The 20,360-nt window shown below is 55.3% G+C and carries 16 protein-coding genes, 2 tRNA genes and 1 pseudogene; 9 read left to right on the top strand and 10 right to left on the bottom strand.

All coding sequences use genetic code 11. The annotated features are described in order from the left end of the window. Positions 1-46: 46 nt before the first annotated feature. Together ACMV5H_RS19335 and dkgB are read left to right on the top strand one after the other, a co-directional pair. A tRNA-Asp gene (locus ACMV5H_RS19335) sits at positions 47-123 on the top strand. Between the two features lie 215 nt (positions 124-338). Then, positions 339-1,142 carry a 2,5-didehydrogluconate reductase DkgB gene (gene dkgB / locus ACMV5H_RS19330; protein ID WP_115158535.1) on the top strand — a complete coding sequence of 268 codons (804 nt, stop codon included), beginning with the start codon at positions 339-341 and terminating at the stop codon, positions 1,140-1,142. A gap of 46 nt (positions 1,143-1,188) precedes the next feature. Here the strand turns inward: dkgB and ACMV5H_RS19325 are convergent, their stop codons facing one another. The 5 genes from ACMV5H_RS19325 to ACMV5H_RS19305 are packed head-to-tail and all read right to left on the bottom strand — an operon-like array spanning position 1,189 to position 5,521. After that, positions 1,189-1,500, bottom strand: coding sequence for a PTS lactose/cellobiose transporter subunit IIA (locus ACMV5H_RS19325; protein ID WP_021805647.1), 312 nt, complete (start codon positions 1,498-1,500; stop codon positions 1,189-1,191). A 1-nt stretch (position 1,501) separates the two neighbouring features. Continuing rightward, positions 1,502-1,813 (bottom strand): PTS sugar transporter subunit IIB, encoded by a 312-nt coding sequence (locus ACMV5H_RS19320; RefSeq protein WP_021805646.1) that lies wholly within the window; start codon positions 1,811-1,813, stop codon positions 1,502-1,504. A gap of 1 nt (position 1,814) precedes the next feature. Further along, positions 1,815-3,275, bottom strand: a complete 1,461-nt coding sequence (locus ACMV5H_RS19315; RefSeq protein ID WP_115158536.1) for a leucyl aminopeptidase family protein — start codon at positions 3,273-3,275, stop codon at positions 1,815-1,817. Beyond that, positions 3,268-4,233 (bottom strand): N(4)-(beta-N-acetylglucosaminyl)-L-asparaginase, encoded by a 966-nt coding sequence (locus tag ACMV5H_RS19310; protein WP_115158537.1) that lies wholly within the window; start codon positions 4,231-4,233, stop codon positions 3,268-3,270. The genes ACMV5H_RS19315 and ACMV5H_RS19310 overlap by 8 nt, the downstream gene beginning before the upstream one ends. Before the next feature lies 1 nt (position 4,234). Beyond that, positions 4,235-5,521 carry a PTS sugar transporter subunit IIC gene (locus ACMV5H_RS19305; protein WP_021805643.1) on the bottom strand — a complete coding sequence of 429 codons (1,287 nt, stop codon included), beginning with the start codon at positions 5,519-5,521 and terminating at the stop codon, positions 4,235-4,237. A gap of 178 nt (positions 5,522-5,699) precedes the next feature. Between ACMV5H_RS19305 and ACMV5H_RS19300 the strand changes: the two genes are divergently transcribed. Continuing rightward, positions 5,700-6,572, top strand: coding sequence for a hypothetical protein (locus ACMV5H_RS19300; protein WP_021805642.1), 873 nt, complete (start codon positions 5,700-5,702; stop codon positions 6,570-6,572). On the opposite strand, the gene yafC is transcribed toward ACMV5H_RS19300, so the two are convergent. After that, positions 6,569-7,459 (bottom strand): DNA-binding transcriptional regulator YafC, encoded by an 891-nt coding sequence (gene yafC / locus ACMV5H_RS19295; RefSeq protein WP_021805641.1) that lies wholly within the window; start codon positions 7,457-7,459, stop codon positions 6,569-6,571. The genes ACMV5H_RS19300 and yafC overlap by 4 nt on opposite strands. Positions 7,460-7,564: 105 nt before the next feature. Between yafC and ACMV5H_RS19290 the strand changes: the two genes are divergently transcribed. Both ACMV5H_RS19290 and ACMV5H_RS19285 read left to right on the top strand, forming a co-directional pair. Then, positions 7,565-8,740, top strand: a complete 1,176-nt coding sequence (locus tag ACMV5H_RS19290) for an MFS transporter (RefSeq protein WP_021805640.1) — start codon at positions 7,565-7,567, stop codon at positions 8,738-8,740. Positions 8,741-8,969: 229 nt separating this feature from the next. Then, the gene (locus ACMV5H_RS19285) at positions 8,970-9,764 is read left to right on the top strand and encodes an endonuclease/exonuclease/phosphatase family protein (protein ID WP_071682829.1); all 795 of its coding nucleotides are present in this window, start codon (positions 8,970-8,972) and stop codon (positions 9,762-9,764) included. Positions 9,765-9,819: 55 nt separating this feature from the next. Here the strand turns inward: ACMV5H_RS19285 and mltD are convergent, their stop codons facing one another. Then, positions 9,820-11,193 carry a murein transglycosylase D gene (mltD, locus tag ACMV5H_RS19280; protein WP_115158538.1) on the bottom strand — a complete coding sequence of 458 codons (1,374 nt, stop codon included), beginning with the start codon at positions 11,191-11,193 and terminating at the stop codon, positions 9,820-9,822. Between the two features lie 71 nt (positions 11,194-11,264). Further along, complete coding sequence (gene gloB / locus ACMV5H_RS19275) at positions 11,265-12,020, bottom strand: hydroxyacylglutathione hydrolase (RefSeq protein ID WP_021805639.1); 756 nt, start codon at positions 12,018-12,020, stop codon at positions 11,265-11,267. A 43-nt stretch (positions 12,021-12,063) separates the two neighbouring features. Between gloB and ACMV5H_RS19270 the strand changes: the two genes are divergently transcribed. Further along, positions 12,064-12,783, top strand: coding sequence for a class I SAM-dependent methyltransferase (locus ACMV5H_RS19270; protein ID WP_021181968.1), 720 nt, complete (start codon positions 12,064-12,066; stop codon positions 12,781-12,783). On the opposite strand, the pseudogene rnhA reads toward ACMV5H_RS19270, so the two are convergent. Beyond that, positions 12,780-13,366, bottom strand: a pseudogene (gene rnhA / locus ACMV5H_RS19265) (ribonuclease HI). The gene ACMV5H_RS19270 and the pseudogene rnhA sit on opposite strands and share 4 nt — an antisense overlap. Between rnhA and dnaQ the strand changes: the two are divergent. The 3 genes from dnaQ to ACMV5H_RS19250 all read left to right on the top strand — a co-directional run bounded on the left by dnaQ (position 13,320) and on the right by ACMV5H_RS19250 (position 15,934). Beyond that, on the top strand, positions 13,320-14,066 hold the full coding sequence (gene dnaQ, locus ACMV5H_RS19260; RefSeq protein WP_021181966.1) for a DNA polymerase III subunit epsilon: 747 nt from the start codon (positions 13,320-13,322) through the stop codon (positions 14,064-14,066). The pseudogene rnhA and the gene dnaQ sit on opposite strands and share 47 nt — an antisense overlap. A 154-nt stretch (positions 14,067-14,220) precedes the next feature. Next, positions 14,221-14,297: transfer RNA gene (locus tag ACMV5H_RS19255), tRNA-Asp, on the top strand. A 314-nt stretch (positions 14,298-14,611) separates the two neighbouring features. Next, positions 14,612-15,934 (top strand): condensation domain-containing protein, encoded by a 1,323-nt coding sequence (locus ACMV5H_RS19250; RefSeq protein WP_414822298.1) that lies wholly within the window; start codon positions 14,612-14,614, stop codon positions 15,932-15,934. A gap of 43 nt (positions 15,935-15,977) precedes the next feature. Here ACMV5H_RS19250 and ACMV5H_RS19245 read toward each other — a convergent pair whose 3' ends face one another. Continuing rightward, entirely contained in the window at positions 15,978-20,333 is a 4,356-nt protein-coding gene (locus ACMV5H_RS19245; RefSeq protein ID WP_414822297.1) for an amino acid adenylation domain-containing protein, read from the bottom strand. Positions 20,334-20,360 lie beyond the last annotated feature (27 nt).

Below are 20,360 nucleotides of genomic sequence, written 5' to 3'. Positions count from 1 at the left end.
CAGGTGGTTTTGCCAGCATCGAAAGATGCGACGTAAAAGAATCGGTGGAGCGGTAGTTCAGTTGGTTAGAATACCTGCCTGTCACGCAGGGGGTCGCGGGTTCGAGCCCCGTCCGTTCCGCCACTTAATTGATAAGCCCTGAGTCTCTGACTCAGGGCTTTTTCATTTGCTTAAATTGAACACCCCAATGGTTTATTCCTGCCTCAATTAGCGTCAATTTCTGATTATTGTTGCCTATTAATCAAAAGTCTTATGCACAATAGGGCGTTTTTGATCAACAAAACTGCTGCCATAATCCTCCCAAGCTGTTTTGATAAACAAACCGAGAGAACACAATTATGAGCATCCCTGCATTTGGCTTAGGTACCTTCCGTCTACAAGATCAAGTGGTGATCGATTCCGTGAGCACCGCTCTGGAACTGGGCTACCGTGCCATTGATACCGCACAAATCTATGAGAACGAAGCGGCCGTTGGCCAAGCTATCGCAGCCAGTGGCGTGAAACGTGAAGAGCTATTTATCACCACCAAAATCTGGATCGCCAACCTGGGCAAAGACCAACTGATCCCAAGTCTGCAAGAAAGCCTGAAAAAGCTGCAAACCTCCTATGTGGATCTGACTCTGATCCATTGGCCGTCACCGAACGATGAAATCTCGGTTGCCGAGTCGATGGCGGAGTTGGTGAAGGCTAAGGAACTCGGACTGACGCGCCAGATTGGTATTTCCAACTTCACCGTTGAACTGATGCAGCGTGCTATTGATGCGGTGGGTGCTGATGCAATTGCCACCAACCAAATCGAACTCTCACCGTATCTGCAAAACCGTCAGGTGGTTGAATTTGCGCAACAGCATGGCATTGCCATCACCTCTTATATGACGTTGGCTTATGGCAAGGCGTTGCAGGATGAAGTCATCAACAATATCGCCAAGCGCCGTGATGTGACGGCGGCTCAGGTGATCCTGGCTTGGGCTATGCAACTGGGTTATGCGGTGATCCCGTCCTCGACCAAGCGTGAAAACCTGGCGAGTAACCTGTTGGCTCAGCAACTGACGCTGTCTGATGATGAAATGGCGGAGATTGCTGCATTGGAATGCGATGGCCGTCTAGTTAGCCCGGAAGGCCTGGCACCAAACTGGGATTGATAGATTGGCCGTCTGTGGTTTGACGCCACAGACGGCCTGGCGGGTCTTAACGAGCGATCTTTTGGTGTAGGGCGATAATCTCACGGCCCATTTCCATCAACATAATTGCGTTCATCAAATGGTCCTGTGCATGGACCATCACCAGATGAACCGGGATTTTACCGCTGCCTTCGTCCATTTCGATCAGTTTGGTCTGCACGTGATGAGCGCCAGAGAGTGCCTCCTGCGCTTGTTGCATATACTGTTCAGCCTGCACGAAATCTTCATCTTCGCGCGCACAGCGCATGGCTTGAAACACCAGACTGCGGGCGTAACCCGCATTGGCAATCAGTTCCATCACCTCGTTTTCCAAATCCATTTCAGGCCTCCTCAATCAGTGCCAGGGCTTGATCCAATACCTTGTCACCCTTCATGGTGCCGTAGGCCATCATATCGATGCAGGCGACTTTTTTATGGTGCTCTTGGGCAATCTTCTCGCACTCGGCCAGCTTATAGCGGATCTGCGGCCCCAGCAGCGCGACGTCAAATTCGGTTACCGCCGTTTTGTATTCGCGGATCGACTTGGCACAGATCTCGGCATCAATACCACGCGCAATGGCTGCTTCCTGCATCTTTTTCACCAGCAGACTGGTGGACATACCCAAGTCACACACTAACAGGATCTTTTTCATGTTATTTCTCCAGGCGTTCCAGCAAATGCTGGATTAAAAGTGGGATCGGTCGGCCAGAGGCCACGCTACGGCCATTTTCGCGCCACAGCGCGGTACCGCTGATATCAAGGTGCGCCCAGGGAATATCCGTCGGGCTGAAACGGCTTAGGAAGTAGGCGGCAGAGGTACTGATAGCCGCATTGTTGGTCGGCGTGTTGCACAGATCGGCAATATGGCTCTCGACCTGTTTGCTGAAGCGATCATCCAAAGGCAGCGACCACAGAGGATCTCCACTACGCAAGCCTGCCTGAGTGAGATCGTGACGCAGGTTTTCATCCTCGGTCATCAGGCCGCTAAGATCGTAACCCAAGGCTTTGACCACCGCGCCGGTGAGCGTAGCCAGATCGATCACGTATTCTGGCGGCTGCTGATTATGGGTCAACCTGCTGGCGTAGGCGATGCCATCGGCCAGTACCAGCCGCCCCTCGGCATCGGTGTTATTGATTTCCACGGTTAAGCCGCTGTAGCTGGTTGCGACATCGCCTGGGCGCATCGCTGCCGGGCCAATCATATTTTCGGCCAGCGCCAGTACGCCTACCAGACGGACCGGCAGCTTGAGTTCTGCCACGGCCAGCATCAGGCCAAAGACGTTAGCTGCGCCACACATGTCATATTTCATGGTGTACATGCCATCGCCACCTTTTAGCCACAGGCCGCCGGTATCGAAGGTGATACCTTTGCCCACGTAGGCGCTGAAGGGGCCAGTGTCGCTCCCCTGGTAACGTATCACCACCAGACGCGGAGGATTATCGGCACCTTTACCTACCGCCTCTAGCAAGCCAAGACCCTGTTCAGCGATCTGCTGTTCATCCAACACTTCGCAGCTCAGGCTGGGATAGGGTGCAATCTGGCGGGCGATCTCGCTGGCGAAAAATGCCGGGGTGCAACGATCGCTTGGCATGTCGGCAATGCGTCGTGCTGCCTTCATCCCCATGGCGGTGGCAGCCGCTTGAGACAGCCGCTGCTCGAGAGTGGCTCGTTGCTCCGGCTGGCAATAGAACACCAACTCCTGGATACGCGGTGTGGGTGACGCGTCTGCCTTTTTCAGACCGAGATCGCTCAGTTGGTAATCCAGGTTGAACAGGAAGTGCAGCAGAGGGTTCAGTGCCGGCAGGCTGCGGCGATCAAACGCCGTGCAGTCGACGATCAACTGCGTACTAGTACCGCTGCGTAGTAGAGGACGCAGTGCGGCGACCAGCTTGCTGGTTTGCCCATCGAGCCAGAACGTTTTTGGCAACAGCGTGACGCGGCCTGCCGGAGCACAGCCATAGGCGCAGTCGGCGGTTTGCTGCTGGGCGGTGGCCTGCAGTTCCTGTAACAGGGCAGCATTGCAGGGTAATTGCAGTGAGCTGCCGGGATAGCTAATCACATGGCTGTTAACTTCCCACGCGGGGATTTCACTCAGCAATCGATAATTAATCAAAATGGATCTCCTCAATCGGCGCGCGAATGCGCTCGGCATAGTCGGTTAGCCATTGCTCGCTGGCTGGAGTGTAGTGGGTATGCTCAGCCCGGCGTTCTGCCAGGTACACCGTCGGTGGCTGGATGGCGCTGGCGACCACAAACGAGAAGGTTTTGATATTGGTTGAGATGCCGAATTCTCCCTGCCGATTCATGCAGACTACGGAGAGATCGCCCACCCGGCCAAAGCGGGCTATCAGTCTGTCTTCCAGCTCGAAGACGACCGAATCGGCCGCCTGTTGTGGCGTCATGCCTTGCTGCATACGGCGTACGATCTCATAGCTGGTGCAGCCTTTCATCAGGTCTTCACCCACGCCTGTGGCGGTTGCGGCACCGATCTGGCTGTCACAGTAGAAACCGGAGCCAATCACCGGTGAATCACCCAGGCGGCCACGGCGTTTCATAAACAAGCCGCTGGTAGACGTGGCCACGCTCATTGAGCCATGCAGATCGAGGCCGATAATGCCGACGGTATCGTGGCCATTGTAGGGGCTAAGACCTTTATCGATGGTTTCGCGGCAACGTTTACGATAGTGCTGGGTTGCTCGCTCAGTGAGCATGGTCTTGTCGGCAAAACCCTGGCTAAGGGCCCACTCACGTGCGCCAGCCCCCACCAGGACGCTGTTGAAGCGTTCGCGGCTCAGCGCCTGGGCAACCTTCACCGGGTTGGCGATATCCACCAGGTTACCAACGGCACCAAAGGCCAGCGTATCGCCATCCATAAAGGCCGCATCCAGTTCTACCTCACCATTTTCGGTCGGCAGGCCACCGAAACCGACAGATTTATAAAACGGAAAGTCCTCCACTTCCGCCACCGCACTAACCACGCTTTGTGCGGCGCTTGCTCCGGCTTTCAGTGTTTCACTGGCCTGGGTGACGCCTTCCAGTGCCATACGCCAGGTTGCAATCATTCCCCACATATCAAACTCCTGATGTTTCGGCTGCGCGATATTGTTTGTCCAAAATGCGCAGGAAAGGCAGATAAAGCATGGCGCCGATCAGCAGGTTAACGATCTGCATCAGGCTGCCACTCAAATGGCCGGTCACGATAAAGCCACTGATCACCGGCGGCAGCGTCCAGGGGATAAATACCCCGGTGGTGACGGCGACGGCCCCCACCTTCATCGCCACGTATTGCACGGTAACCAACACCACCGGGACCAGGTTGAAGGGGATCAGCATGATAGGGTTCATGATCACCGGCAGGCCAAACAGGATCGGTTCATTAATGTTGAAGATTGAAGCCGCAGCCCCCATGCGGCCTACTTCGCGGATGCTGTTGCTACGGGCAAAGAACAGAATGGCGATCACCAGCGACAGGGTGGCACCAGCGCCGCCCATCCAGATCATATCGAAGAACTGTTCGGTAACGATGTGCGGTGGCGTGACCCCGGCCTGGATAGCGGCGATGTTGTCGGTCTGGTTTTCCATCCACAGCGGGCGAATGATGCCGTTGACCATCGAACCGGAGTTGATCCCCACCGACCAGAGGATGGTGATACTCAATACCGTCAGCAGCGCACCGATATAGGAAGTGCCAAAGTGACGTACCGGCGTGGCGACTACGTTATAAATAAACTGATGAATGGTTTGGTAGCTGGTGTGTTCGAACAGAATACGGATCGCCAGCACCAGGATAATCACGAACAGCGCAGGCAGCAGAGCGGCGAAGGATTCCTGTACCGCCGGTGGTACGCCTTCGGGCATTTTGATAATCAGCTTGCGGCGCTTGAGGTAGCAGAACAGTTCGGTCCACAGCAGTGAGCCGATCATCGCCACAAACAGCCCCTTGCTGCCGATCCACTCGGTTGGGATCACATTGATATTGCCCAAGGCTTCTACCTTGATAAACGGCGTGAGGATCAGGAAGCACACCAGCGACAGAATACCGCTGGAGACGCGATCCTCGTCATAATGTTCCGCCAGGCGGTAAGCGGTAAGGAAACTGACAAACAGCGACATGGTGGAGAACACCGCGTTGAACGGGATCTCGATGATATTGCTCCAGCTGGCGCCAAACAGGCCTGCCATAAACTGCTGGTAACCCTGATTGGGGAATGACGAGATCACCAGCAGGATCGAGCCGACGATAATGAACGGCATAAAGGAAACATAGGCACCGCGGATGGCACACAAATGCCGCTGCTGTGCGGCCTTGGCCGCCAGAGGCATCAGCTTGGCTTCAAGAAATCCCAGAGCGTTGTTCATGGTAAACCCCGTAGGTATGCTTATTGGAGAAAACAGGTAAGGGTGGCGACTTATTAGCTGGGATTATCAGGGAATGGATTTTAAAGAAAGGTGAATCAGTTCACAGTGTGAGGTGAATTTATAAAATATCTCACAAGATTGGTTATGATAGAGCATCAATTCTAGTGTGGAGTCCACGATGGAAATCAAGCTGCATGCGAATGCGACCACCACCCCACGAGTGCGGCGTTATATCCAGCAATCGGATAAAAGTGACCGCGTATTGGCGCAGGAGCTGGGCATTTCCGTGGCGACGGTACGCCGTTGGCGGCAGCGCCAGGATGTCGCCGATCGCCATACGGTGCCCAAGACCCTTCGCAAGGCGCTGACGGATGAGCAAAGTTTGCTTATCAACTGGCTGAGACAAAAATTACAGCTGCCGCTGGATGAGCTGCTGGTGGTGGTGGTTCAGGGCATGCAACAGCCGATCTCCCGTGCGGGATTGGATCGCTATCTGCGCGGTGTGGGCCAACGTGGTGAGGCAGAAAATAGAGCGCTACGAGGTAAAAAGGCGGTGAAGGCTGGTGAACGGCCGGGGAATCTCGCTCTTTTTTATCAACGAATTAGCCTATCGGCCGAAGATGGCGGCGAGCAGCACCTCTTGTGGGCCGAAGAGAAGGTCAGCGGCTGGCTGAGTGCACGAGCCTTTGCGGGAGCCTCGCCGATGCTGGTGGTCAACTGGCTGAAGGAACTGTTACCGCACTGCCCAGGTGATATACAATCTCTTGAGACTGAAAATAAAAAGCTGTTCGGCAATAGCGAGTCTCAAACCCATCCCTTACAGCTATGGTGCCGGGAGCAGGGGATAACGTTGCAACAACCCGCGTTACCGCAAATGGAGATTGTGCTGCGGCTCGAAAGCCAACTGGCGCAGTTGCTACCAGCGGCGGAGAGCTCATCGCTGGATAACGTGTTGCAGGCGCTCTGTGCCAGCTATAACCAGCACTGGCCGCAGAAGAAGCTGGGTGGCCTGACGCCCACCGCATTCTGGTTGCAGCATCGGCCAGGTTAGTGGGGTGTCAGGCTTTCGCTAAGAAAGTCAATAAAGCTGCGCAGGCGGTTGCTTACGGCGCTGTCGCTGTAATAAACCGCGTTCACAGGTATGGCAACCGGCAGCGTCTCCTTAACCAGGATCTGCACTAAATCCCCACGCTGAATATCCTCATCGATCATAAAGTTCGACAGACAGGCGATGCCGTTGCCATGCAGGCAAAGGTGGCGCTGTGTTTCTCCGCTGTTGGTAGTCAGCCCCGGTGTAATCTCCACCTGCCGGCCATCGGCGCAGGCTAATGGCCAGCGGTTCAGGTTGGGCAGATCGTTGAAGCCGATGCAGCAGTGTTGCGCCAGCTCCTCTACGCTTTGCGGGGTACCGAACTGCTGCAGATAGGCCGGTGACGTCACAATTTTTCGATAGCTGGTCATCAGTTTGCGCGCCTTCAAGCTTGAGTCTGTCAGTTCCCCCACGCGGATGGCAATGTCGACCTTGCGCTCAATCAGGTTGATAAAGGTTTCTGAAGAGACCAGCGAGAGCGACATTTCCGGGTAGCGGGCACGAAACTCGCCAACCAACGGGGTCAGCACGTGCAACACGACCGGCGTTGCGGCATCCACGCGCAACAGGCCCTGGGGCCGCTGGCGGCTCTCCATCAGCGCATTTTCCGCCGCGGCCATATCGCTCAGGACTTTCTGCACCTGGCGGAAATAGTTTTCTCCCTCCTGCGTCAGGCTTATCTGGCGGGTGGTGCGATTGAGCAGCGTGACCCCCAGCTTACTCTCCAGCTTTTTTACCGTGCGGCTGACCACCGAGTTCGCCTGTTCCAAGTGCTCCGCCGCACGGCTGAAGCTACCGCATTCCACCACGGTGACAAAGGTGATCAGTTCATCCGAATTTGCCTTCATTGTTGCTCCATCAGCAAAATTTATTTGAAATTTTGAGCATTTTTATCATTTAAGCACAGGCAGATAATCACCGCTATCAACCCGAACGCTATTTTGGAGTTAGCAATGCCTCTCGCTTTACTTGCCTTGACCATCAGTGCCTATGCCATCGGCACCACGGAGTTTGTGATTGTCGGCTTGATCCCGACCATCGCCGAGCAGTTGAACGTCACCGTGCCGTCCGCAGGGCTGCTGGTGACCCTGTATGCCATTGGGGTGGCGATCGGTGCGCCGGTACTGACCGCTTTAACCGGCCGCGTGCCGCGCAAGATGCTGCTGGTGGGCCTGATGGTGCTGTTCACCCTTGGCAACCTGCTGGCCTGGCAGTCACCGAGCTATGAGTCACTGGTGGTTGCTCGTTTACTGACTGGCCTGGCGCACGGGGTGTTTTTCTCGGTGGGTTCAACCATTGCCACCAGCCTGGTAGCCAAAGAGAAGGCGGCAACGGCGATCGCCATCATGTTTGGTGGCTTGACCGTTGCGTTAGTGACAGGCGTGCCGTTAGGCACCTTTATCGGCCAGCACTTCGGCTGGCGTGAGACCTTCCTGGCGGTGTCGTTGATTGGCATAGTGGCGATTATTGCCAGCCTGATCCTGATCCCGAACAACATCAAGAACCAGGCCAGTGCCAGCATACGCGATCAGTTGCAAGTGCTGACACACCCGCGCCTGCTGCTGATTTACGCCGTTACCGCGCTGGGCTACGGCGGGGTATTCACGACCTTTACCTTCCTGGCACCGATGATGCAGGAGCTGGCTGGCTTTTCGGCTCCGGCCGTCAGTTGGATTTTGCTGGCCTATGGCATAGCGGTAGCCATCGGTAACATTTGGGGCGGCAAGCTGGCCGACCGTCATGGCGCGGTGCGGGCACTGAGCTTTATCTTTGCCGCGTTAGCCGCTTTGCTGTTGGTGTTTCAATTTACCGCCAGCCACAGCACCGCCGCGCTGCTGACTGTAGTGGTGATGGGGGTATTTGCCTTTGGCAATGTCCCAGGCTTGCAGGTTTATGTGGTGCAGAAGGCCGAGCAGTACACGCCGAACGCGGTGGACGTTGCTTCAGGCCTGAATATCGCGGCTTTTAACGTGGGGATAGCATTGGGCTCCGTGATTGGCGGGCAGACCGTGGCTTCGCTAGGGTTGGCACAAACGCCTTGGATCGGTGCGCTGATTGTCGTGGGGGCGTTTTTACTGATTGGCCTCAGTGGCCGCTTGGATAAACAACACCCACGGCAGTTCGCCTGATCCCATCTTGTACCTTTCTTCTTGGCCCGCATTGGCGGGCCTTTGCGCATTCAGCGCGAACCTTTACAGACACATACACGGCATTGATTGAAATCGGCCCGCCTTGCCCCTATAACTGGATCTCTAAAAGCCATGTTGGCAGAGCCGCTCAGGCGTATACTGAATTGAGTCTTGGTAGCCAGGTTGCTATCAACGTGATTTTCATCCGAACGGGAAATAGGCGAATAACGTGCCGAAACGAACTTATGCAATGAGGTATGTTGCGGGCCAGCCAGTTGAACGGATTTTCCCTGGTGCCATCAATCAGCCGCTACCGCCCGGGGCCGCGTTGCCTACGTCTGGTGCGCTGCGGGTGATGGTATGGAATATTTTCAAACAGCAGCGTGCCGATTGGCTTTCGGTATTGAAAGACTTCGGTAAAGATGCGCAGCTGGTGCTATTGCAGGAGGCGCAGACCACGCCGGAATTGGTCAGCTTTGCCACCTCTAACTATCTGGCGGCCGATCAGGTGCCCGCCTTTGTGTTGCCGCAACACCCTTCCGGCGTGATGACGCTGGCGGCTGCACATCCGGTGTATTGTTGCCCGCTGCGCGAACGGGAGCCGCTGCTGCGTTTGGCCAAGTCGGCGTTGATCACCGTCTACCCTCTATTAGATGGCCAACTGTTAATGGTCGTGAATATCCACGCGGTGAACTTTAGCCTGGGAGTGGACGTTTACAGCAAGCAGCTTGGCCCGATTGGCGAGCAGATCGCCCTTCATCGGGGGCCGGTGATTATGGCGGGAGATTTTAACGCCTGGAGCCGCAAGCGCATCAACGCGCTGTATCAATTTGCCAGCGATATGGCGTTGCACGAGGTCAATTTCGCCGACGATCATCGCCGCAAAGCCTTTGGCCGCCCGTTGGATTTTATCTTTTACCGCAACCTGGGCGTTACAGAGGCCTCGGTGCTGGTGACTCAGGCCTCAGACCACAATCCGCTGCTGGTGGAGTTCCATTCGCAAACCGATCAACCGGTCTGGTAGCGAAATTTGGCCAATAAAAAAGCATCCCGAGGGATGCTTTTTTTGTAGCGAAAACTTAGGTTTCCGGCGACGATTTGTTGCTGACAAACAGCGTCAGCTTCACACCAGGTTGCAAACTGCTGGCTTTGCCGAGCGTTGAGTTCCAACGCATCACGTCGTTAATTTCGACGCCGTGACGACGTGCAATGCTGGAAAGCGAATCACCTTTACGCACTTGGTAGGTGATGCTGCTGTTATCTCTGGCATTGCTGGCCACTTGCAGGGTTTGCCCAACTTTCAGCGTGCTCTTGCCACGCAAATTGTTCCAACTCTGCAAATCGCTGGTCTTAACGTTCAGCCGTTTGGCGATGGTGGATAACGTATCGCCGGAACGAACCTTATACGCACTTCCGCCTGACAGGCCGCTGTTCTTTGCCAACTGGGTGGTTGGTAATGTTGCAGCTATCTGTCCGTCGGCCAACGAGTCTTTCAACTGTGCGGCATTCTTTTTGGGAACCATGATGTAATGGGGCCCATTAGGTGCCGTAACGCCTTTCTTGTAGCCAGGGTTATAAGCCTTCATCTTGGTGAGAGAAAGCCCAGACATCTCTGCCGCCTGAGTCAGCTGGATCTGCTGCCCGACATCAATACGCGCCAGTGCACGGGTTTCGTCAGTTTTTGGCAACTTGACGCCGTACTTTTTGCTGTGCTTGATGATATCGCTCAGTGCCAGCATTTTCGGGACATAGATTGACGTTTCACGCGGAAGCGACAATGCCCAGAACTCAGTGGACTTACCCTGACGTTTATTCGCCTTAACCGCTTGCATGACTCGGCCTTCACCACTGTTATAGGCGGCGATGGTCAATAACCAGTCACCGTCAAACATGCGGTTCAAACGCTCCATCATGTTAAGCGCAGCGGTCGTCGAGGCCACAACATCACGGCGCCCGTCATACCACTGATTGTTTTTCAAACCATAATTGCGACCCGTTTGCGGCACGATCTGCCATAGCCCTGCGGCATTGGCACTTGACGTGGCGTGAGGGTCAAAAGCGCTCTCCACTATGGGTAGCAGTACCAGTTCCATCGGCATATTGCGTTTCTTAATCTGCCCGACTATCCAGTACATGTACGGCTCTGCCCGTAGTGTTACATCGTGGAGATAGCTCTTACTTTTTAAATATTTTCTTTTCTGTTCACGGATCCGGTCGTTTTCCGGAACCTCCATCTTCAGCTCGTCGCTAATGAAGTTCCACAGGTTCTGCTGAGCGGCGCTACTGTTACTGTCTAGCCACCGTGCCGAACTCGCTGTGTACTCTCCTGCTTCACTTTCTTGACCTGCCGAAGACAGACTCTGTGCATGCTGCTTTGGGGCCGGTGCATCCTTCCAGGATGACTGGCAACCTACCAGCAAGACCGAGGCGAGAAGTATCGCTTTAGCCTTCATGTGTGTGTCAATATAGTTGCTTAAAAGACGAGCAAGGATACTTTGCTTCGCCAAAAAACACAACTAAAAGCTTAGAAGGCATCCTTGCGCAGGCGTAATTCGGAAAAAACCGAATGAAGCTGGCTCGGTGGTGAGTTAAAGCCTATTTTCTTTTGTAAATCAGTGTCATGGCAGCGTAAAAATAGATTAATTTTACGCTCTAATTGCAACGTTGTGGGCAGGCTAGGCACTCCTTTTGCCCTTGATTGCTCAATTTGTTGCTGATATGTTTCAATTTGGCGGTCTTGCGGCAAAATTGTCCTGGCAAACTTAAGGTTTGAGAGCGTGTACTCGTGTGCGCAACAAATTAGGGTTTCGTCGGGAAGTTGCGCGAGCCGTTGAAATGAGTGGTACATTTGCTCTGCCGTCCCTTCAAAAAGCCGTCCGCAGCCCGCAGAAAAAAGCGTATCCCCACAGAAAAGATAAGGTGCACTGTAGAATGCCACGTGACCTAGGGTATGCCCGGGAACTGCGATGGTGGTGTAGCTACGCCCGCCAATTTCCAGGATATCGCCATCCTGAACCAACCGATTTGCTCCCTTATTAGCGGTTTCCTGAGGGCCATACACCGGCAGATCCGGATATTGCGCAACGATTTCCGCTACGCCGCCGACGTGGTCGTGGTGGTGGTGGGTTAATAATATGGCCTCGGGGGTGAGTTGCCGTTGGGACAACGCCGCCAATACCGGGCCAGCTTCGCCGGGATCGACGATCACGCAGCGCCCTTGCTGGTTAGCCAATAACCAAATGTAATTGTCCTGAAAAGCGGGAATGCTGATAAGATTCATGGAACACCTCTCGTTGGCAACGGCTTGAAAGAGATACTAAACCATGAAACCAGCCCAGACTCTAGAAAAGCTCACTAGCCCCTACTCCTGGGCCGGGTTGCCGTGGGGGGAATACTATCGTGAAGCGTTGGAGCAGCAGTTGCAGCCCTGGTGGCCCAAGATGTTTGGTTTCCATCTGTTGAAGATCGGCAATCTCAGCGCCGAGTTGGATAGCGAAAAGTGCGCCATCTCGCATCAGGTTAACGTGGGATTGGCCGGGGATAACCTGCATGTGCAGGCCGATCCTTATCAGTTGCCCTTTGCGGCCAAGTCCGTCGATGCCTGCCTATTGGCCCATACGCTCTCTTATGCCGATGACCCACACCGTATGTTGCGTGAGGTCGATCGCGTCATGATTGACGATGGTTGGTTGGTGATCAGCAGTTTCAACCCTTTTAGCCTGCTAGGCTTGGGGAAGCTGATCCCCCGGTTGCGCAAACGCCAGCCTTACGTCAGCCGGATGTTTACCCAGATGCGCCTGCTGGACTGGCTCAGCCTGCTCAATTATGAGGTGTTGGATCAGACGCGCTTCCACGTGTTGCCTTGGCAGCGCAAGGGAGGGACTTTCTTGAGTACGCATTTACCGGCGCTTGGCTGTATGAGCGTGATTGTAGCCCGCAAGCGAACCTTGCCGCTGACGCCAACGCCGATGAAAGTGGGGGCAAGAAAGCACTCACTCAGCCGCGCAGTGGGCGCGACCAAGAGTTATCGCAAACTGCCTTAAGCTTCGGGCTTGTAGCCAACGTCGTCCTGCGTCGGGCTGCCAGCTGCATCGCGTGCCAGCACGTCGCAACGTTCGTTTTCCGGATGCCCGGCATGGCCTTTGACCCACTCCCAACGGATGGTGTGGCGGGCAATCGCCAGATCCAGGCGCTGCCAGAGATCGACGTTCTTCACCGGTTTTTTGTCGGCAGTTTTCCAGCCGCGCTTTTTCCAGTTGTGGATCCAACTGGTGATCCCCTGGCGTACGTATTGGCTATCGGTGCTCAGCACCACTTCGCAGGGGGTGGTCAAGGCTTCGAGCGCCACAATGGCGGCCATCAGCTCCATGCGGTTATTGGTCGTCAGGTAATAACCCGCGCTGAACAGTTTCTCGTGCTGTTTATAACGCAAAATTGCGCCGTAACCGCCGGGGCCTGGATTACCAAGGCAAGAGCCGTCGGTGAAAATTTCTACCTGTTTAAGCATCTCTGGTAGACTCTTCCTATCAGTTTTATAAAAACCAAGTCTGACATAAACCAGCGCCATGAGCACAGCATTATGATCTCTACACCAACCAGACAGATCGTTCTCGATACCGAAACCACCGGTATGAACAAGCTAGGGGTTCACTACGAAGGTCACCGCATCATTGAGATCGGGGCCGTTGAGGTGATCAACCGCCGCCTGACCGGGCGCCACTTCCACGTTTACGTCAAGCCGGATCGGCTGGTGGATCCGGAAGCCTACGGCGTACACGGTATCAGCGATGAGTTCCTGGCGGATAAGCCTACTTTCGATCAGATCGCCGCTGAATTTATCGACTTCATCCGTGGTGGCGAACTAGTCATTCATAACGCCGCGTTCGATATCGGCTTTATGGATCACGAGTTCCGTATGTTGCAGCGAGATATCCCGAAGACGGAGACCTTCTGCACCATCACCGACAGCCTGTTGATGGCGCGCCGCCTGTTCCCAGGCAAGCGTAACAACCTCGATGCGTTGTGCAACCGCTACGAGATAGACAACACCAAGCGAACGCTGCACGGCGCTTTGCTCGATGCCGAGATCCTGGCGGAAGTCTATCTGGCGATGACCGGTGGCCAGACCTCGATGGCTTTCCAGATGGAAGGGGACACCCAGCAGACGGATTCTGCCCAGGATATCCAGCGCATCCAACGCCCGGCAACGGCGATGAAAGTGATCTATGCCAGTGACGCAGAATTGCAGGCTCACGAATCACGTCTGGATCTGGTGCAAAAGAAGGGCGGTAGCTGTCTGTGGCGTGGTGGCGCAGCAGCCGAATAACGGCCTCGCAGGATAGAAATGGCGGTTAAGTGGCATAATCATTGCGTGTTCGTTGAAAAACTGTGCAAACGACTCTTTTTATAAGAAAAGACGTTGACGGAATGGCGAGGCAACCGTAATATTCGGCTCGTTCCCCCGCAAGAGGGAACGTTGCGGAGCGGTAGTTCAGTTGGTTAGAATACCTGCCTGTCACGCAGGGGGTCGCGGGTTCGAGCCCCGTCCGTTCCGCCAACATTCAGAAGCCCTGAGTTAGCAATAACTCAGGGCTTCGTCTCTTCTATTGTGCCATCTTCAATCCTTCCTCCCCTCGTTGGCTTTTGCTGAAAATACAGCAAAGATATTTCATTTTTTATTGATAATGATTACTATTTCCATTAATGGATGGGCTACTCATCCTGTCAGATCGAGCAAATTCTTCTTTTTATTTTCAGTGCTGAGCATGTCGTGAGCCACACATTGTTCTCTGGGATGAAGCAGGGCGTTCACCGGGTGGTGAATACAACGTCGCTGTTTCACAACACTGAAAAACTGAAAAGGGATGGAACATGTTGGAAACCGTTCAGTCAGTCCGTTGGTTGCCGCTGACACCGGCACAGTTTGATTTTTGGGAGGAGTTTAGCTTTCATCCGCATCAGCCCGTCTCTACCGTCGCCCACCGCATCACGCTACGCGGCGAGCTTGATGAACCTGCGTTGTTGGCGGCGTTGGAGCAGGTTGTTGCTGAAACCGATGTTTTTACCATCCAGTTTCAACTGGCTGACAATGACGAGCTACCGTTGCAGCGCTGCAATCCCCAACGGCGTCCTCGGGTACGCCTGATTGAGTTACAACAGACCGACGTTGCCGAATCGATAATGCAGGCCGACATCGAGCGCCAGCTCAATTTACTGAGCCAGCCTTTGGCGGTCGTCTGGTTGATCCGCTTTTCACCTTCGCATTACACCGTTTATATTCGGGCGCATCACATCATTATTGATGGTTTCGGCATGGCGCTGATCGAACATCGCCTCGCTGAGCTTTATCGCGCCCGCCTGCAAAAAACCACCGCTAGCCAATCTTTCCATGCATTTTATGATTTTCTGGCTGAAGAGCAGCACTACGCCAGTAGCGAAAAATCGCGGCAGGATGCCGAGTATTGGCGCCGGTATGTTACCGATGGGCCTTCGCTCCCGGTTCTGCAAAAGGGAGGGGAGGACTACGGTGCGGAGTGTCTGCACAGCGAAGCGGTACTGCCTGAACATTTTAGCCAGCAGTTGAGCGCCTTTTCCGAGCGCTGCGGTACAGGTTGGCCGGATTTGCTATTGGCACTTTCCGCTGCCTGGCTGACGTTTCGGCTTTATGGGGAGAATAAGGCTGAAATACAGCCAATCTGGGTGCCCGTCATGAACCGCCGTGGCATGGTGGCCGCCAGCGTCCCGGCGTTGGCGGTGAATATTCTGCCGTTGTTTGTTCATGTCGAATCACAGGAGAAGGTTGTGGACTACGTCAAACGCACCGCGAAAACGTTACGCGACCTGCGTGCTCACGGGCGTTATCGCATTGAGACCCTGGCCGCCGATCAAGGGTTGGGAAAAGGAACTCGTTACTTTTTCTCTCCGTTGATCAACGTACTTCCCTTCGATCCTCCGCTGTTTGCAGGCTGTGAAGCAGAGCGCGAAGTCATGGCGAGCGGCCCAGGGGATGGCTTTAACATTACCTGGCGTGGCCGAACGGATGCTAGCGAACTGCATATCGATATTGACGCCGATCCTGCGATGTATGCTTCCCTGAACGTCGAGGAGATGTTCACCCACCTGCACAGCTTCCTGAGTAGGGCGATGATGCCCGAAGCGTGGCAGCAGCCGGTTTACCCACTGCTAAACCAGTAAGATCTTCCGCCAATGGGCTGGCCCGCTGGCGGAGATTGGCTTTTTATTGCAGCAGAGAGCAAACCTCTTCGGCGTTTTTGCACTTAATCAAGGCCGCTGCTGGCAGTGAAACGCCGAGTTCCACGCTTATCCTCTCCCTCAGCGTTGGCATATGGCTGAGTTTCAGACCCATGGCAAGAAACGGGGTCTGCGGATGCCATTCAGGCCGCAGCGGCTGACCCATTACGGCGCAGTAGATTGCCAGCACCGTTTGTTGAGGTGTCACCGGGGCGGCGAGCGTTGCCGAATGAGATTGCTCCAGCTCGGTACGCAGCGCATGGCGATCGATTTTGCCATTTGCCGAGAGGGGAAAGCGGGTTTGCACTATGAAGCGGCCAGGAATGTGAGTACAGGGCAAATAGCGCTGCGCGAAGATACGCAGCTCCGACGTGCTCGGCGGGACTTGATTAGCGGACAGATAGACCGCACCCAGCGACTTTTCTGACGTATCGTCCACCGCGTAGTCGAGCACCACAATATCCTCGATGGCTGGATGCTGGCGCAACGCCTCCTCGATTTCCGGCAGTGAAACCCGTACGCCGCGAATTTTAACGTAGCCATTAATGCGGTTGGCAAACATGATGACGCCGTCAGGCCGGTAATAGCCAATGTCTCCGGTACGGAACGTTCGCTCGCTAAGGCCATCTGGAGTCATCACGTCAACAAAGTCGTGCTGCACCAACGCCCCATGTTCCAGATAGCCACAGGCCAGATTGGCCCCGGCAGTGTGGATGCACCCAGCAACGCCGCTAGGGCAATGTTCACCGCTGTCATGACAGATAAAATACTGAGTGCCCGCCAGCGGCTTACCATAGGGAATTTGCGCCGTGTCGCTAGTGGTGATCTCGTGCCAGATGCTCCAGATAGTCGTTTCCGTCGGGCCGCCGAGTGATATCAACCGCAGTTGAGGATGCCTTGAACGCAATAACCGGATGGTGGCGGGCTTAATGTAATCGCCGCCCTGGGCCACTAGCCGCAGGGAGGAGAGCTGTTCTGGCGTTGCGCAGTCCAGCAACATTTCCAGGATCGCTGGCACAGAGCACCACAGCGTGATCCGGTGTTGTGCCACCAGGCGGCCCCAACTGATGGCGTCTTTTTCCTCATGCCTGGCTGGCAGCACCAGCGTTGCGCCCACGCTGAGTGAGGCAAACACGTCAAACACCGACATATCGTGGTGCAGCGGCGTCACCGAGATAAAGACATCTCGCTCGGTGATCTGCCAGTGAGCGAGGGTTTGCCCAATCACGTTGGCCGTTGCCCGATTATTCAGCACGACGCATTTCGGTTTGCCCGTGGTGCCGGAGGTATATAGATAATAGGCGGGGCGGGAGCTGTCGCTTCGAGCGTCAAAACGAGGTGGGCTGACGTTGATGGATTTGAGCGCATCAGGCGTGACCGAGCCTGGGATTACGGCGTCTTCATCGCATATCACCAGCTTGGGTTGGCAATTTTCCAGTAAATACGCCGTCCGTGCCGTAGGAGAATTAATATCTATCGGCACCCGGATAATCCCTAACAGGGAGCAGGCTAGTGAGATAGCGATATGCTCCAGGTTGCGTGGAAGATAAATGGCCACCACGCTCCCCGGCTCCAACTGGCGCTCGAGCAGTCCGTTGGCCATGCTGGCGACGAGCTCACCCAGCGCCTGCCAGCGCAATTGTTGTTCGCCGCAGATAACGGCCACCCCATCACGAGAGCCGGAAAACAGATTTTTTGCGATGTGGCCCAGAAAATCGTTGCTCACGGCGGCGCTGGCGGGAGTGTTTGCCCGGTAATGCGGGTAATTCATCGTTTCGCGGACGGGGATATCCAGCGAGCCCTGAGAGACTATATGCTGCATGCGCTGGTAGATTGCGCTCAATATAGCGCTGACCTGTTCGGGCGCGAGAGCCTGCTCAACATAGTCGGCAATCATCAGTAAATTGCGCTGCTCATCGTACATTAGGCGAATATCCAACGCGACCTGCGGCGTTTGGGTCAGACCGCTTTCGGCACGGATTGGCGCGTTGGCCGGTAGCGTTTCCCAGCCCAGGCAGTTGGTCAGGATCACCGGCAGCGCGGGGGCACGCGCGGTTCGCGGTGACAACTGGCGAGCCAGATCCACACCTGACCAGGCAAGGTTTTGCAATCCGCCAAGAATGTCTTCCTGCAGACGTTGGGCATTCTCGCCTAACGGCCGACAATGTCGGACGTAGTGAATGGCAATAAATGTCGAACGATTGGTGGGTTGCCCCTCTTTGGCCGCGAAGGCAACGGGGATGCCTACCGTGAGCGCTTCATCTTCCGACCAGAGCGCCAACGTGTCGAGCACGATAGCCGACAGAGTGGTGTTGGCAAACAGTCCCCGAGATGTGCCAAGGCGGGTGAGCTGCTTCAGGTGGCTGGCATCCAGAATTTGTTGTTCACGCCGCCAGCGGGGATGCACGATCTCGCCCAAAGGTTGCTGCCAGGGAAGCCGGGAAGGGGTAACGACCTGCGCCAGCTTGTCTTGCCACCAGGCTTTTGCCCGTTCCCGTTCTTTTTCATCTACTTCGTTCGGTGTTGCGTCATGTTCAAGTGCGGCAAGCGGCTGTTCATCAAATAGCCGGGCGACGATATGCGAGATCCCTTGGCCGTCGAGGATCAGCGCATCAAAGCTGGTGAAAATCTGGTACTCGGTGGCGCCAGGCAAGGTAATCAGAATGATCCGCCAAGGAGGTGACGACGGATCGTGGCGGCTCTGTTGGTAATGCTGCCGCAGCTGTTGCACTTTTTTAGCCGCGTCTGCTTCACTGGCATCGCGCAGGTCGATCTCTTTCAGGTGAGGTTCCAGCTCAGGCAGAATGTGCTGCTGCTGTGTTTCCTCGTCGATCCAGGTGCGTAACGCGGCGAAGTGATTAACCAACTCTGCCAGCCGACGGCGGAAGTGCGCAGGATCGATGACCCCCCTAAAGGTCCTGAAATCGTGCATGGCAACGCCACCGAGCGGCCATTGCTCGCCGCTTCCCAGCAGATAAGCCTGCTGGAGCGACGTTAATGGTTTCCCCATTCGCTTCTCCTTTTGCCGTACTGCCGCTGGCGGTGCCAACCAGCCGGAAACGCTGTCATCAATGTGTTGCGGTGCCGCTGCCAGGCGTTCGGCGAGCGTGTGAAAACGCGTAAAGAGCTGATACAGTTGGCCGGGGGGGAAGGCATCTTCACGCACATCCCAGTTGATCAGAATTTCATCGCCAATCCAGGCTACCTGCGCGTCCAACGCGACCTGCGGCCCCTGAGAGATGACCCACGCCAGTTCACCCAATTGCCCGCCGACCCGCTCAGAGAACAGCACGCCACCGGAGATACCGAACCCGGCGGTAAAGACGATGGGGGAGTATTGCAGCTGGCCACGCAGGCGCGAAAGATCGCGCATCACGCTCACCCCGGAATAGCCGCCGTGGCCAAGGATTTCGTGCAGCTGCGTCATGGTGCGTTGGCAATAATGCAGCAGCGTTTCATCGGGGCGCAGCCCGGCACTGAACAACAACAGATCGGAAAAATCACCAACGATGTCGTTAACACCCGCAATCTCGGGAGTGCGGAAAAAGGTCGGTACGTTGATGCGCAACGCGGGCTGCCTGAAACCTTCCATCATCGTCAGGCTGAACAAGGCAAGGAAAAGCGAGCTTAACGTCAGATGGTGGTGACGTGCGCAGCGCTGCAAGGCATGGCTGATTTGGGGATTAAGCTGGATTGCCATTCTGCGGGTTTGACACAGCCTGTCCGTATAGGGAATGGCGGGAGCAGGGGAAATATCCGCTAAACGTTGCCGCCACCAGGCGCGGTCTCGTTCTCTGGCGCTAAGCAGCAGCGGATCGTGGGTACGCTGCGCCAGATAGCGAAACCAGGCGACCTCCATCACTGGGGCGCTCTGTGGCGGTGGTTGTTGGTAGAAGCGGGCGAGATCTTCCACCACGATACGAAAGGAGAGGGCATCCGCGGCGATCATATCCAGATCGATATGCAGCCGGCTGGCCTGCCCTGGCAATATCGTCAGGCTGATTTCGCACGGGTAGCCTTGATCGCGCAGCAACTGCTGGTTTTCCAAGCGCCACCGCTTGTCAGCCAACAATCGTGGTACTTCGGCTGGTGGGTAATGACAAAAATCATCGATACCCAGTGGTGGATGACTGGCAACTACATGCTGTAGCCCCTCTGCGGTGACATGAAGACGCAGCATTGGGTGCGTGCGATATAGCGCGTCCACTGCGTGCCGAAAGCGGGGGATATCGGTGATGGTGCCATCGAATTCTGCGTACAAATGCGCGGCAACGCCGCCTAATGCCTGCGTAGAGTGCCTGCCTACCCATGAAGCTGCCTGCATTGGAGTCAATGATTTCATCGCATATCGTTCCTGATTGGCCAACGG

The sequence above is a fragment of the Serratia sp. N21D137 genome (assembly GCF_047530005.1).
Taxonomy (GTDB): Bacteria; Pseudomonadota; Gammaproteobacteria; order Enterobacterales; family Enterobacteriaceae; genus Chania; species Chania fonticola_B.
Note: the sequence above shows the minus strand (reverse complement) of the source record. Positions and strands in the feature narration are given on the sequence as shown.

Coding starts and splice junctions, on each gene's coding strand:
- ACMV5H_RS19310 (WP_115158537.1), bottom strand. CDS start 4,233: ATGTGGGGAATGATTGCAACCTGGCGTATGGCACTGGAAGGCGTCACC.
- ACMV5H_RS19290 (WP_021805640.1), top strand. CDS start 7,565: ATGCCTCTCGCTTTACTTGCCTTGACCATCAGTGCCTATGCCATCGGC.
- ACMV5H_RS19325 (WP_021805647.1), bottom strand. CDS start 1,500: ATGGATTTGGAAAACGAGGTGATGGAACTGATTGCCAATGCGGGTTAC.
- ACMV5H_RS19250 (WP_414822298.1), top strand. CDS start 14,612: ATGTTGGAAACCGTTCAGTCAGTCCGTTGGTTGCCGCTGACACCGGCA.
- gloB (WP_021805639.1), bottom strand. CDS start 12,020: ATGAATCTTATCAGCATTCCCGCTTTTCAGGACAATTACATTTGGTTA.
- yafC (WP_021805641.1), bottom strand. CDS start 7,459: ATGAAGGCAAATTCGGATGAACTGATCACCTTTGTCACCGTGGTGGAA.
- mltD (WP_115158538.1), bottom strand. CDS start 11,193: ATGAAGGCTAAAGCGATACTTCTCGCCTCGGTCTTGCTGGTAGGTTGC.
- dnaQ (WP_021181966.1), top strand. CDS start 13,320: ATGATCTCTACACCAACCAGACAGATCGTTCTCGATACCGAAACCACC.
- ACMV5H_RS19305 (WP_021805643.1), bottom strand. CDS start 5,521: ATGAACAACGCTCTGGGATTTCTTGAAGCCAAGCTGATGCCTCTGGCG.
- ACMV5H_RS19300 (WP_021805642.1), top strand. CDS start 5,700: ATGGAAATCAAGCTGCATGCGAATGCGACCACCACCCCACGAGTGCGG.
- ACMV5H_RS19245 (WP_414822297.1), bottom strand. CDS start 20,333: ATGAAATCATTGACTCCAATGCAGGCAGCTTCATGGGTAGGCAGGCAC.
- dkgB (WP_115158535.1), top strand. CDS start 339: ATGAGCATCCCTGCATTTGGCTTAGGTACCTTCCGTCTACAAGATCAA.
- ACMV5H_RS19270 (WP_021181968.1), top strand. CDS start 12,064: ATGAAACCAGCCCAGACTCTAGAAAAGCTCACTAGCCCCTACTCCTGG.
- ACMV5H_RS19320 (WP_021805646.1), bottom strand. CDS start 1,813: ATGAAAAAGATCCTGTTAGTGTGTGACTTGGGTATGTCCACCAGTCTG.